General features: G+C 69.6%; 10 protein-coding genes. 3 read left to right on the top strand and 7 right to left on the bottom strand.

Features of this window, described 5'->3' with window-relative positions:
* The first annotated feature begins 102 nt into the window (after window positions 1-102).
* Complete coding sequence (locus tag E1262_RS02380; RefSeq protein ID WP_132101436.1) at window positions 103-1,296, top strand: NAD(P)/FAD-dependent oxidoreductase; 1,194 nt, start codon at window positions 103-105, stop codon at window positions 1,294-1,296.
* Window positions 1,297-1,368: 72 nt separating this feature from the next.
* The gene (locus tag E1262_RS02385) at window positions 1,369-1,938 is read left to right on the top strand and encodes an OsmC family protein (RefSeq protein WP_132101437.1); all 570 of its coding nucleotides are present in this window, start codon (window positions 1,369-1,371) and stop codon (window positions 1,936-1,938) included.
* A gap of 191 nt (window positions 1,939-2,129) precedes the next feature.
* Here E1262_RS02385 and E1262_RS02390 read toward each other — a convergent pair whose 3' ends face one another.
* From E1262_RS02390 to E1262_RS02410, 4 genes are all read right to left on the bottom strand, one after another.
* Window positions 2,130-2,432, bottom strand: coding sequence for a lyase family protein (locus E1262_RS02390; protein WP_162605734.1), 303 nt, complete (start codon window positions 2,430-2,432; stop codon window positions 2,130-2,132).
* Window positions 2,433-3,213: 781 nt separating this feature from the next.
* Entirely contained in the window at window positions 3,214-4,857 is a 1,644-nt protein-coding gene (locus E1262_RS02400; protein ID WP_132101439.1) for a glycoside hydrolase family 43 protein, read from the bottom strand.
* The gene (locus E1262_RS02405) at window positions 4,854-7,034 is read right to left on the bottom strand and encodes an alpha-galactosidase (RefSeq protein ID WP_132101440.1); all 2,181 of its coding nucleotides are present in this window, start codon (window positions 7,032-7,034) and stop codon (window positions 4,854-4,856) included. Before E1262_RS02405 ends, E1262_RS02400 begins: the two co-directional genes overlap by 4 nt.
* The gene (locus E1262_RS02410) at window positions 7,031-7,987 is read right to left on the bottom strand and encodes a family 43 glycosylhydrolase (RefSeq protein WP_203453468.1); all 957 of its coding nucleotides are present in this window, start codon (window positions 7,985-7,987) and stop codon (window positions 7,031-7,033) included. The genes E1262_RS02405 and E1262_RS02410 overlap by 4 nt, the downstream gene beginning before the upstream one ends.
* 126 nt (window positions 7,988-8,113) lie before the next feature.
* Between E1262_RS02410 and E1262_RS02415 the strand changes: the two genes are divergently transcribed.
* On the top strand, window positions 8,114-9,133 hold the full coding sequence (locus E1262_RS02415) for a LacI family DNA-binding transcriptional regulator (RefSeq protein WP_132101441.1): 1,020 nt from the start codon (window positions 8,114-8,116) through the stop codon (window positions 9,131-9,133).
* A gap of 651 nt (window positions 9,134-9,784) precedes the next feature.
* Here the strand turns inward: E1262_RS02415 and E1262_RS02420 are convergent.
* The 3 genes from E1262_RS02420 to E1262_RS02435 form a co-directional block, all read right to left on the bottom strand.
* Window positions 9,785-11,314: an alpha-N-arabinofuranosidase gene (locus E1262_RS02420; RefSeq protein ID WP_132101442.1), complete on the bottom strand. Its 1,530-nt coding sequence runs from the start codon at window positions 11,312-11,314 to the stop codon at window positions 9,785-9,787.
* A gap of 244 nt (window positions 11,315-11,558) precedes the next feature.
* Window positions 11,559-14,759: an alginate lyase family protein gene (locus E1262_RS02425; protein ID WP_162605735.1), complete on the bottom strand. Its 3,201-nt coding sequence runs from the start codon at window positions 14,757-14,759 to the stop codon at window positions 11,559-11,561.
* A 1,047-nt stretch (window positions 14,760-15,806) separates the two neighbouring features.
* Window positions 15,807-16,295 carry a DUF6326 family protein gene (locus E1262_RS02435; protein WP_132101481.1) on the bottom strand — a complete coding sequence of 163 codons (489 nt, stop codon included), beginning with the start codon at window positions 16,293-16,295 and terminating at the stop codon, window positions 15,807-15,809.
* Window positions 16,296-16,452: the final 157 nt, after the last annotated feature.

A 16,452-nucleotide genomic window follows, 5' to 3' on the forward strand; every position in this document is an offset into this window, starting at 1 on the left:
GATCGCACGGATGAGTTCTCGCCCGGCACCTCACAGGCTGGGGTGAGACGAGCCCGCGGCGGCCAGCAGCCGCCGACGGCGCCACCGAAGGGGACTCACCGCATGCAGATCAACCGCCACCGCCACGACGTTGTCGTCGTCGGCGCGCGTGCCGCCGGTGCGGCCGTCGGGCTCCTGCTCGCCCGGCTCGGTCACGACGTGGTGGTCGTCGACCGCGCCGTCTTCCCGGCCGACACGCTGTCGACGCATCAGCTCGCCCGAACGGGTGTGCTGGCGCTGCACCGGTGGGGTCTGCTCGACGAGGTACTGGCCACTGGTGCGCCGGCGATCCGCCAGGTCACCTTCACCGCTGACGGTGAAACCGTCACCCGACCCGTCAAGGACAAGGCGGGTGTGGACCTCCTGGTCGCACCCCGCCGCTACGTCCTGGACACCCTCCTGGCCGACGCGGCGGTGGCCGCCGGTGCGCACGTGCGGCTCGGGGTGACCATCGACGGCGTGCGCCTGGACGCCTCGGGACACGCCATCGGGGTGTATGGGCACGACCGCGCCGGCGCTGCGGTCGAGATCGACGCACGGTTCGTGATCGGCGCGGACGGATTGGGGTCCGGGCTGGCGCGGTCGGTCGGTGCCCGCGTGGTCGAGCGCCGCGACCACGGCGGAGCGGCGCAGTACGCGTACTTCGACGGCCTGCCGTGGACCGGCATCGAGCTCGTGGCCGCCGACCGCGCGCTCGCCGGCGTCTTCCCGACCCACCACGGGCAGGCCTGTGTCTGGGTATGTACGCCCACGCTGGACGCCCGGGCCTCGCGCCGCCGGTCATCCACCCACGAGGACGCCTTCACCGCGCTGCTGAGCCGGGCCGCACCCGAGCTTGCGGGGCGACTTCGCGCTGGTCGCCGCACCTCGCCCGTGACCGGCATGCTCCGCATGCCCAACTTGGTCCGCCAGACCCACGGGCAAGGCTGGGCGCTCGTCGGAGACGCCGCCGTCCACCGGGACGCCGTCACTGGCTACGGACTGAGCGACGCCTATCGGGACGCCGAACTGCTCGCCGCCGCCTTGCACGAGGCCCTGACCGAAAACACGGACGAGCAGTGTGCGCTGGCCGGCTACCAGGCAGAACGCGACCGCGTCTTCCGCGACGTCTTCGAACTGACCTGCGCGCTGGCCGCCTACCCGCCGGTGCCTGAGTTCGTCGAGCTGCAGAAACAGCTCGGCCAGGCCATCGACACCCAATCGGCCGACCTGGCCGCCCGACCACTTCCCGGCGAGCGCCAGCTCACCTGGGTCTGAGCCGCTCGCCGCCCAGGCGAGCGACATCCGCACCGCGCGGCCGCGTGGTGCCCGATCGAAGGAGAACCAGCCATGACGACCGACGTCAACGACTCCGTCCGCAACGGAGTGGACACCGCCGCCCTGTTCGCCACGCTCGACGCCCTCAAGGCCGCGCCCGCGGCGGCCGCGTTCCAGTTCAGGGCCGAGAACCAATGGGTCTCGGGCACGCACAGCCGGGGCACGATCACCGGGTTCTTCGGCGCCGGCGAGGAGCAGACGCACGAGCGCGTCTTCCGGTTCGACGCCGACCACCCCGCCGTACTCGTCGGACGCGACCACGGACCCACCCCAGTGGAGTTCGTCCTGCACGCGCTCGCGTCCTGTCTCACCGCCGGGCTGGCCAACATCGCCGCCGCCCGCGGGATTCAGCTGACGGAGGTCCGATCCACGGTGTCCGGTGACATCGACCTCAACGGCATCCTCGGGCTCGACCCGACCGTCCGGAACGGCTACCAGCGGATCGTCGTCCGCTTCACCGTCAAGGGCGACGCGCCCGCCGCGAAGCTGCGCGAACTCGTCGAGCAGTCCCGCGCCCGATCCGCCGTCTACGACGTCCTCACCGGCCAGGTCCCGGTCGACATCGAGATCGGCACCGACTAGCCCCAACCGGCCGCGGTCCCGGCTGACCTCCCGGGCACCGCATCGAACAGCGCACCACCCGGAAGAAGGAATCATGGACACTCTGTACGCGGTGACCACGCAGCATGACCTGATGGTCCGGCAGTCCGACACACCGGAGCGGCGCCATCTCGCTGCCGCACTCGCGGCCCGCACACCGTGGCGCCGCCGGCTCATGCGGCGCCTGCGGCTGCTCGCCACCCAGCCGGCCAGCAGCCTTCCGGCACCGGCGCCGGAACGACCCTGACGCCCGCCTCGATCAGGTCGTCAGCCGAGACCAGCGGCAGGCCGGTCAGCGTCACCAGGTGCCGGAGCACGGCCTCGCGGTAACCGGGCACCGTCGTGATCTGGGTGCCGATGGCCGTGCCAGCCGGGTTCACCTCGTGCAGCAGCCGGCGCGAGTCCTCCAGTCGAGGCAGCTCCTCGCGCATGGTCGCCGCCCACCCGGCGAACTCCTGCCCGACCGTCATCGGCACGGCGTCCTCCGTCGGGTAGCCGTTCCCGCACCTGGAACGGCGCCCGAGAATCGATCTTCGGCGATAATGCACGATGCTCGCTCATCGCTGTGCGGCCCTACGACCTTCGCAACGCGGCTGTCTCGAACGCGGCTCAACTCCGGCGTCCCGCCCACCAGAGTGGCAGGGTGGGCGGGGCACTCCGTGGACGTCCCCCTGAAGATCTACGCCAACTGCGTCGACGGCGACGACGATGTGTACCGCGCCAGGATCGACGCCGTGCTGAGCCGGGCCGGCGAGCCGCCAGACTTGGGCGCGCATTTGGCGAGAAGGCCCGTAGAGAGCCGCCCAGGGCCGCAGACGGCCGGGCAGACAGAAGCGCCCCTCACCGTGCGTTTCCGCCGGCGAGGGGCGCTTACCTGTAGCCCCGACGGGATTCGAACCCGCGCTACCGCCTTGAGAGAGCGCCATGGCGGCCGCGTTCCAACCGCGCCTGACCTGGTACAACACGCAGTTGGCGCAAGGGCGCTACGAAACTTGGACACGTATTCGCCACGAGCCCGCCGTAGACGGCCGAAGCTTGTCGCCGACGGCCGCGCGACGATGGCTTGGGTGGGCGCCGCCCGTGAACGTCGCGCTCGACGGTCCGTGGCGGCGCGACCGCTGCCGGGTCGAACTTCACGACGCGACAGTGCACGCACCTGTTGTCTATTTGACAGGCGCCACCCCGACTGGGGACGAGCACCACGCTCGCCCCAGCCAGGGTTCAGGTAGCGGTGGCCGGTTCGCGTGCGGCGAAGCGTCAGCGCAGGACCCAGCCGGAGAAGTCCGCGGTAAAGGCACCGTCGACGAGGTCGACAACGCTGATCCCCGCGAAGGCCCCGGTGAACCGCAGGCTCGGGCCGAAGTCGTCGGATAGTTCGCTGACGTCGACATCCGGTCCGACCTGAGCCCACAGCCCGTCGCTGCCCACCGACCCCAGGCGGGCCGCGGCGCCCTCGATCTGCGCACGGATGCGAACCGGTCCGTCGGCGAGGTCCACCGTCGCCAGGACGCGCGCGCCCTCCGGGTGCCCGTGGACGAGCACCAGCACGCGGCGGCCCCGGTCCCCCGCCCACTGCTGGCCCGCCTGTGGCTCGCCCTCTGGCTCCGCCCACGTCACGTGGAGCTGGTAGTAGGAGGCTGTGTTGTACCAGAGCACCAGCCCGGCGGATTGGGTGAATGTCCGGGGCTCGGCCTCGACGGTCACCTCGACCTCGGCTTGGTGCTCGGTCAGTCGCCGGGCGAGCAGCGACTGCTGCCACAGCGACTCCGCGGACATCCGGCCGCGCAGCCGGACCCACCCCGGCCGTGCCACCGTGTCCAACCAGTCCCCCGGCGGCTCGCGCAGCGTCGACCACGGCCACGCGGGTACGACGTCGAGGCCGGCCGGGGCATCGGTGCGGTCGTTTCGACGAGCACCCGCGCTGACGCGCTCGCCGACGTCGGGCACCTCGACCTCGGTGGCCGGGTGCCAGCCGCCCTGGGCGAGCCGCGGCCAGCCGTTGGCCCAGACCACCCGCTGCACCGCCGTCTCGCGGCCGAGGGTGTTGCGCGGCCCGGCGGGGGTCTGCAGCGGCCGGGACGCGAGGTGCGTCAGGTACCACTCGCCCGACGGCGCCTGGACCAGCTCGCCGTGCCCGGCCTTCTGCAGCGGAACCGCCGGGTCGTCCCTCGAGGTGAGCAGCGGGACGTCGTCCACCTCGTAGGGCCCGGTCAGGGAGCGGCTCCGGGCCACGAGCACGCCGTGCTCGACGCCGGTCCCGCCCTCGGCGAGCAGGAGGTAGAACCAGCCGTCCTTGACGGTGATCTTGGGCCCTTCGACGAGCTCGTCGCGCTGGAGCAGCAGGCGGGTGGGACCCGCTTGCACGCGGCCTACGTCGGGCACCCCGCCGGCCGACGGGACGTCGAGCTCGGTGAGCACGACACCGTCGAACCGCCGACCGCCGACCCGCGAGTCGTTCTGCAGGTTGAGCAGGTAGTGCCGTCCCTCATGGTGCAGCAGGGACGGGTCGAAGCCGTGGCCGGGCAGGCGTACGGGCTCCGACCACGGACCTCCGGCGTCGGCGGCGGTGCAGAGATAGGTCTCCAAGTCGAAGTGCCGGGTACCGAGCGAGCGGACTATCGAGTACACGACCCAGAACACGCCGTCGGAGTGGCTCAGGGCGGGCGCCCAGATCCCGCCCGAGTCGGGCACCCCCAGCAGCGACCGGCCGGGGGCAGCGCTATCGACTGCCCCGGCCGGCTCCCAGTCCGCGAGATCCCGCGAACGGTACAGCGGGATGGTCGGGAACCACTCGAACGAGCTGGTCGCGAGGTAATACCATTCGCCCACGCGGATCACCGACGGGTCAGGGGCGAAGCCGCGCACCACCGGGTTGACCGCCGTACGCGTCGCGCCGCTCATGAGGCCACCCGGACCCGCAGCAGCCGCGCCGACGTCAGGGCCGGGAGCTTGAGCTCGAGCGCACGGCCGTCGTCGAGCACGGCGACGGCCTCGCCGCCCCAGCGCGGATACAGCACCTCGACGTTCTCGTCGGCCAGCCGGCAGGGCAGCGGCACCCGCAGGGTGTCGGGCGCGCCGTCGTCCTGGCCGCCCCGGCGCCACACCGCCAGGTAGAGGCGGTCGCGGTCGCGCGCGCCCTGGACGATCCAGGGGTCGCGCCAGCCGGGCAGGCCGAGCGGCCACACCGGGACCGAACGGCCGACGGCGGACCGGATCGCCCGGTACGCCGCGAGCGCCTCCCGGACTACCGCGCGCTGCCCGGCGTCGAGCGTGTCGATGCGGCCGGTCAGGTGCACGCGCGCCAGCAGCGCCGTGACGAGGGAGAAGGCGAGCTGCTCCCGGTCCATCGTGCCGTCGACGCAGGCCCACACCCCGGCCTGTTCGGGTGGTAGGGCGAGCGGCGCGGCCGCCGCGATGGGCGGAGTAGCGCGGTAGTCCTGCTGGTCGGTGACGGACTGGACGGGGAAGACGCTGCCGGTGGCCGGGTCCGTGCGCGATCCGCCGGCCGCGCAGCCCTCGATCACCAGGCCGGGGTGGCGGTCCATGACGGCGCCTACCCAGTCCAGGAACGCCCCGCCGTGTTCGAGCAGCCCGGTGCCCGGCGCCTCGCCGGTTCCGGCGTCGGTCCCGGGGCCGATGTCGATGTTGTGGTCGAGCTTGAGGTAGGCGAGGCCGAACGTGTCGACGAGCCGGTCCACCACAGTGTCGAGGTGCTCGCGTGCGGCGGGGTGGCGCAGGTCGAGCTGGTATCTGCCCCATTCGGCGACGCGTCGGCCGTGGCGCTGGAAGAACGCCGCGTCGGGCAGCGTGCGCGCGACCGGACTGCGCACGCCGACGACCTCGGGTTCGAGCCACAGGCCCGGCCGCATGCCGCGGGTGCGGATCCGGTCGACGAGGCCGCCCAGGCCCCCGTCCGGGAAGCGCGTGGACGATGGCTCCCACTCCCCCACGGAGTCCCACCAGCCGCCGCGCTCGTCGTCGTACCAACCGGCATCGATCACATAGTACTCGGCGCCGACGTCGGCGGCCGCGTCGATCAGCGGCAGCTCGCGCTCGGTGGTCGGGTCGGACATGAGGGCGTTCAGGAAATCGTTGTAGACCACGGGCAGCGTCTGGTGGTCCAGGTGCTGCCGCCGGATCCGGCGGCGGTGCTCCGTGAGCGCCGCGCCGACGGCGCCGAGGGTCGCCTCGGGACCTGCGGCGTCACCGGGGACGACGGCGAGGCTCACCGGGACGCTGGTGAACCCCGAGCTGGCGGCGAGTCGGCCGGCCCACTGGTGCTCGTGCGCCGTCGGGCCCATGGCGGCGAGGTAGACGTCGTCGTACCGGTCGCCGAGCTCGGCGTGCCAGGCGCCGCTGGTCTCGACCTGCCAGGCGAGCATGCGGCCGGTGCGCGTGTCCTCGACCAGGCCCATGGCCAGGTGCTCGGAGGTGGACCAGGCGCCTGTCGAGGTCAGGCTGATCCGGTTCTTCGAGCCCACCTGGCCGAACCGCACCATTCCGACGTCGTACAGGCCGCGCTCGGCGAGGGTGGACCGGCGCCAGCGAAACTCCCCGCTCCACGGGTTCGCCGCCTCCCACACGGCCAGCTCGTCCTCCCAGCAGGCAGCATGTCCCAGGCCGGAGACGACGCCGGTGGTGACATGGTCGAGCACCAGCTCGCCGTCGGACGTCAGCTCCGCCCATGTGCGCAGCACGGGGATCGGGTCGGCGAGCTCGTAGTGCACGGTGGCGCGCAGACCGGACTCTGCGTCGGCGAGGTGGAGCCGCAGCTGCCGGACGGGGCCGGCCTGTTCCTCTTCCACGTCGCCGAGCCGCATCCGTTGCGCCGCCGCGCCGTCGACGTGCCTCTTGCCCGAGGTGCCCGTACGGCCGTCGCCGAGTGCCGCCACTTCCAGCACCGGCAGCGCCGACCGGCGCAGGCTGCCCAGGTCGGGGCGCCCCTCGCCGGTGTGCCAGAGCGCCACCAGCCGCGGCGCAGTGTGCGGTCCGTGGGCTATCACCACGCGTACCAGGTCGTTGCCCCACTCGAGCCGCTGCTCCGTGTTGTCCTCAAGACCGGGAAGGGGCACGGTCATGCGATCAGCCCCGTCACGGGATCGATGGTCCAGGTGGCCCGCCATTCGAGCTCGGCTGTGCCGTCGTCGATCCGCACCGGCAGCCACACCGGCGCCGAGTGGAACAGGTCGTCCCTGTCCCACCGGTCGCCGACATAAACGTGGCTCGTGGCACGCGAACCGTGCACGGTGACGATCGTCGAGATCTGTGAGTTGTACGTAGCCGACCCGGCCGGCGCGATGTCCGCCCAGTCGCTCCACGGCCCGGCGAGCGACCTCGCCGTCGCAACCTTGTTGTCGTTGGCGGACCAGCCTGTCAGGTCCGACCCGAACAGGTAGTAGAGGTCGTCCACCTTCACCAGCGCCGGTGACTCGTACCCGTGTGGACCGGCCGAGTGGTCGCCGGGTGAGGTGAGCGTGGTCGCGACAATCTCCTCGACCGTGACGTAGTCGGCTGACAGCCGGTAGATGTGCAGGCCGTGCTCGCGGTCCTCGGACAGCAGGTACCCCGTGCCGTCGTTGTCCGCGAAGGCGCCGATGTCGCGGCTGATGTTGCCCAGCGGGCGCTCGCTGCGCAGGTAGCTGTACGGGCCCTCGGGCCGGTCGGCCAACGCCCAGCCCACACGGGCGTCGGCGTAGTCCGCGGAGTCGACATGCAGAAACATCACGTACTTCCCAGCAGGGTTGCGCAGCACCTTGGGCCGCTCGATCACCCGCCCAGGAGCGAGGTCGGGGACGTCCGGCGTGACCGGAAGGGCGTGCCCGTGCGCCGTCCAGGTCGCCAGGTCTGGCGACGAATAGCAGGCCACGCCTCCGAAGTGCCCCCCGTTCGTCTTGTCCTCGCCCCACGCGTAGAACCGCTCGCCGAACTTCTGGATGCCGACGCCATGGAGCTGGGCGACGGCACGCTGGTCGTCGACGAACAGCCGCCCTGGCGCGATGACGCCACGTGGAGCGTACCGATGGGCGGGCACACTTGCTCCCTAGTTCTAGGCAAACGTTATCCTGCCGATCGTACTTTAGGGTATTGGCAGGCGAGCCTTGCGGGCACACGGCTCAGGAAAACGACATGCCGCGAGCGCGGATCGTATGCTCGTTTCATGGCCAGTCCGAAGCCGTACCGAGCCCCCGTCCTCGCCGATGTCGCCAGGGCAGCGAAAGTCTCCGTGCCCACCGTCTCCCGAGTCCTCAACGGCACGAAGTACGTGGCGCCCGAGCTTGCGCAGCGCGTGAACGAGGCGGTACGGGCGCTCGAGTACCGCCCGAACGGCGCCGCCCGGTCAATGCGCTCCGGCCGGCGGACGCTCGTGTCGGTGCTGGCCGGGGCGACCGCCAATTACGGCTACGCGCGCACCCTCCAGGGGATCGAGACCGCAGCCCGCAGCGCGGGCATGTCCGTGTCGATCACGGTCGTGGAGTCCGGCGACGACGAGCAGGTGCGGGCCGCCATCGACCTCACGCTGGCGCAGCCGACAGCGGGCGTGGTGGTGCTCGAGTTCGACCGCGCGGGCATCAACGCCGCCAAAGCACTGCCCGAAGGGCTGCCCGTTGTCGTCGCCGGCGGTGGCTCGCGGCGCACCGGCCACGTGCCGGCGGCCCTGATCGACGAGCGCGCGGCGGGCCGCCGGGCGACCGAGTACCTGCTCCACCTCGGCCACCGTACGGTCCACCACATCGCCGGCCCCACCGAGGGCAAGCACTCGGGTAGGACCGGCGGCTGGCGGGCGGCCCTCGCCGCCGCCGGGGCCCCGGTACCGCAGGTCATGCGATCGGACTGGGATGCGAGCGCCGGCTACTGGTGGGGCGAGCGGATCGCCGGCATGAGCGACGTCACGGCGGTCTTCTGCGCCAACGACGAAATAGCACTTGGCCTCATGTGCGCCCTGTCCGACCGCGGCATCGACGTCCCGGCGGACATCTCCGTGATCGGCTTCGACGACCAGCCGCTCGTCGCCCTTTGGCGGCCCTCCCTGACCACCGTCGACCAGGACTTCGAGGACCTCGGTGTCCGCGCCTTCAACCTCCTGTCGCGGGTGATCCAGGGTGAACCCGGCCCCGCGACGTCGGTCAAGGTCCCGCAGCTCGTCGTGCGGGAGTCGACCGCGCCGCCCGATGCCTGATCCAGCCACCACTTGAGGCTCCCGAGCGGGACGCTCGAGCGCCTGTAGCGCTGCATCGAGATCACGAGCACCACCATCGGGATGGCTGTTGGCCGCCGTTGTCGATGACGATGGGTCGTCGTTGACGTTGACGACCAGGTGTGGACAACCGGTCCGATGTCGGATGGGTCGTCTGCGCCGTCACCGTGCCGATGAACGGGGCCGCCGCACACTGCGACGACGACCGGCACGCTTGATCATGGAGAAGGTCGCCTGTGGAGTCGCGGAAAACCCGACCTTCTCCATGATCAACTCGGCGCGGGCAGGGTTGGCCGCCAGCGGGCGGGCCATCCAGGCGCTGCCCGCCGGGGCGGCTCGCGTCCCTGCCGGCGCCGGTGATGGCCGCGGAGGTGTTGACATGAGCGCCAACGGTTGGCGCTGGTGTCAACACGCCCGGTTGTGATCGGTGCCCTGCCCGGGTCGGCCCAGCGTGCCGGGGGCGGCCGACGCCGTGACGACGGCGACGTCGCCGCGCCGATCACACGACCTCGCCCGTGCCCGCCAGATCCTCGTGATCAGTGACGCCATCATCGGCATTTTCAATGGCGGCTAACAGATGGCCAAGACGAGCGCGCCCGTGTGGACCAGGCCTTGAAGGCGTCATGCGGCGCCTCAGGCGAGCTCGAGACTGACGGTGACGTAGGAGTGGGCGGGCAGGTCGACCTCGAGTCCGCGGGAGTGGGGGCGTATGCCGTGGTGGTCGGCGGGGGCGACGGCGTTGGGGGCCGCAGGGGTGTTGTGCGCGTTCAGGCACGGGGCAGTCAGGACCCTGGCGTGGCGTGCGACGATATCGTGCCCGCGCAGGTCCAGCGCGACGGTGCGGGACGACTCTGCGTCCAGGTTGGCCAGTGACACCAGCGCCGCGTTGTCCTTGACGGACGCGGAAGCCGACACCAGCGGCAACTCGCGCCCGCCGGACTCGATCGACGGCACGTCACGCAGGTGCACCGTCAGGGCAGAGGCGTCGTGGTGGGCGCTGTTCATCTCGAACACGTGGTAGGTCGGTGTCAGCACCAGCGCTCCCGTGTCCGGGTCGGTGAGCACCATCGCCTGCAGCACGTTCACGGCCTGGGCGATGTTGGCCATGACGACACGGTCGGCGTGCCGGTGGAAGGCGTCGAAGTGGGTGGAGGCCACCAGGGCGTCGCGCAATGTGTTCTGCTGGTATAGGAACCCCGGGTTGGTTCCAGGCTCCACGTTCCACCAGGTTCCCCACTCGTCCACCACGAGGCCGACCTTCTTGTACGGGTCGTAGCGATCCATCACCGTCGTGTGCCGGGTCAGCAGCTCTTCCATGTAGGCAGCACGCGCCAGAGCGAGATACCACTCGTCCGCCGAGAACTCGATGGCGCTGCCCTTGTCCGACCATGGACCGGTCATCGTGTAGTGATGCAGCGACAGCGCCTGAAAGGGTCCGGCCGGCTGGTCCGGCTCCTTGGCCAGGCAATCGAACGACTTCATCAGCAACTCCGTCCAGGCGTAGTCGTCACTGTTGGCGCCGACCGCGATCCGGTAGACCCGGTTCTCGCCGTGGTCGCGCACGTAGGTGGAGTACTGGCGGGCGAGCGAGGCGAACTGCTCAGCTCGCAGGTTCCCCCCGCAGCCCCACGCCTCGTTGCCTATCCCCCAGAACGGCACCCGCCACGGCTCCTCACGCCCGTTGTTGCGGCGAAGAGCCGCCATCGGCGAGTCGTCATCACGCGTCAGGTACTCGATCCACTCGCTCATCTCGCGCACGGTGCCGGAGCCCACGTTCCCGCTCACGTACGGGTCGGCGCCCAGTAGCTCACACAAGTCCATGAACTCGTGCGTGCCGAACGAGTTGTCCTCCACCACGTCACCCCAGTGGGAGTTGACCATCCGGGGCCGCTGGTGGCGGGGGCCGATGCCGTCGCGCCAGTGGTAGTCGTCGGCGAAGCATCCGCCCGGCCAGCGCAGGTTGGGGATCCGGATCGTCTTCAAGGCATCGACGACGTCGGCGCGGATGCCCCGCACGTTCGGAAGCGGCGAGCCCTCCCCCACCCAGAACCCGCCGTAGATGCACCGCCCCAGGTGCTCGGCAAAGTGACCGTAAAGATGACGGGAGATCGTGGCGCCGGGCAAGTCCAGGTCGATGACGGCAGTGACGTGAGAGGTGGACATGTCTTCCTTCGATGGTGGGTAGCCGGCGCGGTGGCCGTCCACATGGTCGGTCGGACGCGTGCCGTCAGCCCCTCACGCCTCCGGCGAAGCGGTGCACCACGCGCCCGCGGTGCACCGCCGTCAGTTCAGCGAGGTTCACGTCGATCAACGGTGGCGGTCAGGCGATCTGCGGCGCCGTCGACCTTGGCCAGGTCGGCATTGGGGTCGCTGTTTTCCTCGCATCGGCTGCGGCTGCACCCATGGGCTAGGCCGGCTCCACCCGCAGGTCGTCCACCCGGAACTCACCGGACGAGCCGCGGAACCCGAAGTCGATCACCACGTTGTTCACGCTGCCGCCTTCAGTGGTGTACTCCCGCTCGAAGTACCGCCACTCCCCAGGCTCTGTGTCCTCGGCGCGGATCCAGTTGCGCTGATCGCTCCCGACGCCGCTGCCGCCGCTGTACGAGCGGATGAAGTAGTAGGCGCCGAGACCGGAACCGTACTCGTAGTCGGTCAGCTGGTACCAGAAGGACACCTTGTACGTGGTGTGGGGCGCCACCATGACCGGCGACCCGCTCTTGTTGCTGCGAAACCACAGGTTATGCGAGCCGCTATAGGTGGTGTCGGTGCTCGTGAAGTGCAGCGACCGGGTACCGCTACGCCCATAGGAGTCGTCGATGGTCCGGGTGTAGGTGGACGGCGCCGAGCCGTTGGGCGCCCACACGTCGGGGTCAGACGCCTCGAAACTGTCGCGGTACACCGCCACCAGCAGGTCGTAAGCGTCGAGTACCCGCTTGATCAGCGACTCCTTATCGGCCCCGGGCTCATCCATGACGTCTTCCACGGCGGTGATCTCGGCGTCGAAGGCGGCCCAGCTCGTCGCGGTGAAGTCCTCCGGGTCAAGCGACCGGGCGTAGTGCACCACGGTCTCCAGGCCGGCCTCGGTGCGTTCGCCGTGGATGCGGATGTCGGCCATCGAGAAGATCCCAGGACCCTGTGGCTCGTCGACCTGGAGCTTGAGGTAGCGGAACCGGCTGTCCCGCACCTCGTCGCGAACGGCGATCGTCTCGATCGCCACGTCGTTGCCCTCGGTCACGTGCTCGGTGAGGAGGGTCCAGGTGGTTCCGTCGTTGGAGCCATAGGCGTTGGCGCCGTGGGAGCGGTCCGGGAACGTGTCGCGGGCGAGCCAGCCGAACGCGTCGGCACGGAACCTGTATCCGGCCCCGAAGTCCAGCAGGACGCTCGGGCGGCGGATGTCGCCCCAGAATGTCTGGTTGTCCTCGTCGACCAGGATCGCAAGCTTCGCCGGCGACAGGTCCGGAGACGTCACCAGCCCGGAGAAGTCGAGCGTTCCGTCGGACAGGCGAGGATTGAGCAGCTCCAGTCCATCGATCCTGAGCCTCAGGTCTTCGAGCAGGTCGGCGAACTCCGCCGGTCCGGCATTCTCGGCGGCCGCCGAGGCCGCCTCGCGCGCTTCGACCACCGGCCGCCAGGTCGACGTCGTATACGACGAAGACGCGTCGAGACCGGCGAGAAGGGCGTCGATCGCTGCCAGACGGTCCGGTGCGACCGTGATCGTCACGGGCAGCGCCGTGTCGGTCTGCTCGTCAGAGGCGACGACGACCAGGTCGTGCCCTCCGCGGTCCTGCTTCTTGCTGGGCAGCCAGGTCAGCGTGCCATCGTCGGACAGCTCGGCGCCCTTCGGAGCGTCCTGAAGCTCCAGCGAGACGTCGTTCCCTGCCGAGTCCGTCACGCCGAAGGTCCTGGTGTACGGCTCCCCCGCCACTGCGACCACGTCGAGCGAGGCACCGTCGTCGAACACCGGCGGAGTGAGCGCGCCATTCGCGTCCGCCAGGACGGCCGCGACGTCAACGTGGGCCCTACCGCCCGTGGCGCGGAAGAACACGATGTTGTCGCCCACCGACGGCACCTTCGACGAGTCGACGTCGAACCACACGTAACGCCACCGCCCATGGGTGTCGGGAAGTTGCACAGTGGTGAACGGCTCGGCGTTGGAGGTCCGCGCCGCCTCCAGGATCGCGGTACCGTTCGTTCGTACCTGCACGCCGACCAGTGCCGTGCGGGTGCGGTCGGCCCAAACGACACGCCGAACTGCCACTCGGGCGTCGTCCTTCTTGGCGTCAAGGCGCACGAAGGCCTCCCCGGCAGCGTCAAGCTTGTGCTTGGCGCCCTGGCCGAGGGTGTGGCCGAACCTCTCCAGTGGGAGCTCGGGCCCGTCGCCGGCCGCCGGGACCGTGATGTCCTGCTCGGCGAGTTCTGGCGGGAAGGCCACCCAGTACTCGGCCCCGGTGAAGTCCGAGCCGCGCTCGTTCCAGAAGTTCGACACGCTCGAGCCGTAGTAGAACAGGGGCCCGTCGCGGTGCTCGTACAGTTCGGCGACGTGCGGCGCTTCCGTCTCGACGTCCACGTCCGCGATGTATTTGTATTGGTAGTAGAGCTCGTTGAGCGGCTCGCGAAGGCGTCCGCGGTATGCCTCGGCGACCTTGCCCGATCCGCCGGAGGTGTCGACCCAGGGCAGTTCCTCGCCCATCATGAACGCGGCGAAGACATCGCCGCCAGCGAGGATCCGATTGTCCAGGAACTCGTACGGGGACACGGCATCCGGTTCGGTCGACACCGTCCCGTCCAGGGGGTCGACCCGCGTGCCCTGGTTGTTGACGATCCGGGCCAGTGCCGTCAGCAGGTCGATGTCGCCCTCGGCGTGCGCCTGGTCCCGGCCCATCTCCATGACTTGGAGGAAGTCCTCGCCGTAGGTGTTCAGCGGGTCGTCGGCGTCGATGGTCCGGATGATCGCGGCAAGTGAGCCGTTCACGTCTCCGCCGTTGATGGTGTGTTCGCTCTGGTACGTCGAGTTGACCGTGAACCACTCGACGCGCTCTGCGTAGAGCTCCGGGTCGTCGAGGAAGATCGCGGCGGCGACCATGCCGATCACGCCGTACAGGTGCTGGTTCCACAACCGGTTCTGCGAGTACAGGAACGTGTCGAGCACAGGCCTGATGAGGTTGCTCTCAATCCTCTGCTCGTCGCGCCCGGTCCAACGCAGGTCGTACCCGTCCAGCTCATCGTGCACGGGCTCGGTGGAACGGATGATCTCGGCCGCGACCAGCGTCTGGTAGAGCGGGACGCCGGTGTGGATGTGCGCGTCGGGGAAGTACTGGTACTGAGTGGGGTCCAGGCTGCTCCAGGTCCGGATGATGTGCAATGCGTTCGCGCGGAAGAGCTCGTCACCGGTGACCAGGTACATCAGGGCCTGGGTCATCGCACCGATGCTGTCCGTGTGCTGCCGGCTTCGCATACTCGCGTTGTCGTATGCCGTGCTGGTCGGCTGCTCGTCCGTCGGGCCCTGGATCGACGCCTTGAAATCCGCGGCCGCGTACCTGGTCTGCGTCATGGCGTCGTAATAGCTCGCCCACGGCTCGACACCTGCCAGTACCTGGGTCCGCATGTTCTCGAGGTTGTCGGCCGTGAGGCCGACACCGGGGTGGATGAATCCGTCTTCGCTCGTCGTCTCGTGAATCTCGACGAGGTCGGCCGGTACCGAGTCTGCACGGATACCCGGACCCCCTGCGACAGCAGCAGGCGACGGCGCGGCCACCAATCCGGTCAGGACCAGCCCCACTGTGGCTGACACAGCGCAGAACCGCGATCTCGTGGCTCGCTTCATTGCACAGTCCTCCCTCGGACATCGACGTCCAGGATAACGTTATCCCGGACGGTATCGCAGCAGGTATTGACGGGCAAGGGCTTGGGCGTCGCCAAATGCGTAGCGGATCGTGACGATGATGATGGCGCCTCGGCAGAAGGGGCGCGTTTGTCGAAGCAAGGGCCCGACCACTGGCCTGGCCCTTCCGTTCCGGGAGGCGATCACCGCCGAAGCGTGCGGCCAGGAAGCACAAGGGCGGCTCGAGGAGTGACGCATGCACCGAGGACGCGGTTGCACCACAGGAAATCGATACTCCGCGCCGACTGCTCACGCCTGCCCTTGATCCATGACGACGCGGAAGCCGTATCGCACACGATCTTGGCCGACATGGCTCGCGCCGCCCAGGTGTCGGTTCCGACGGTGTCGCGCGTCGTCAGCGACACGCAGTACGTCTGACGGGACGCCGAGGATCGGTCCAGGTGCTGTGAGAGCCGATTAGTGGGTACAAATCGCAGGATAGGCCCATGGGAGCCTGACCCGGTTTCCCGGACACGGTGGGTGGGGTGATCATGACCGGGGACCTCCTGGGTGATCGATAAGGGCTGGCGGACCTGATACGTCGGCTCGTGGTGGCGGGTGCCAGTGACGCGGACGACGGCGTTGCCGCGCTTGGGGTCGGTGTCGACGATGCGGTGGGCCTGTGTGCGCATCCGATGACCTGACCCGCCGGTAGGGGCTTGGCAGGCCCCTACGCGACGTCCCAGTGGTAGTTGGTGTCCCACCGTCAGGAGGCCCACACCGCGGCACCGAGGCAGGTGGCTCCGAACAGGACGGGGACTGCTGTTGGGCTCACGCTTGCTGCTGGGCGCGAACGGTTTCACGGTCCGGGCTGGTCGCCATGGTCGCCGACGGTGCGGTGCGGGGCCAGGTCCAGGCGTACCGCAGGATGAGGGCGAGAAGGATCACTTCCAGTGCGACGCCAAGGCCGTAGAAGTAAAGCCAGGACTCGCCCACCGCGTTGAATGCCGTGACGGGGACGTAGAGCGAAGCCACGATGAGGTTCGCGATGCGGTTCACCCTGGCGGGTAGCGTCATCGACAGCACGACCATGAGGATCGGGATGGCCACGAGGGTCAGCGCCGTGGTCGAAAAGGTCTGGGAGAGGTCGAACTCGAAGACCCTGCCGTCGAGGATGTCTTCGATGACGCCGGGCGTGAAGAAGTTGAGAATGTCCACGTAGACGTACAGGAACATGAAGCTTGTCCACGCTGCGGCGAGCTTGGCTCTCACCGGGATCGGCTGGTCTTCCAGTGTGGTGGTGGGTTGGGGTGTTCTCATCATGGGCTCCGTTGTTGTGCTGAGGATCGGTAGGTCCACGATCGCTGAGCCCGGCGGCGGGCACATCGGCCCGGAGGCTGGAGTTCGCCTGGCCGATGGCATGGTCTGTCTCTCGTTCTTTCGGCGGGTACGCCGAGGCGCGCCGATCCCTAGGCTG

The sequence above is a fragment of the Jiangella aurantiaca genome (assembly GCF_004349105.1).
In the GTDB taxonomy this organism is placed as follows: domain Bacteria; phylum Actinomycetota; class Actinomycetes; order Jiangellales; family Jiangellaceae; genus Jiangella; species Jiangella aurantiaca.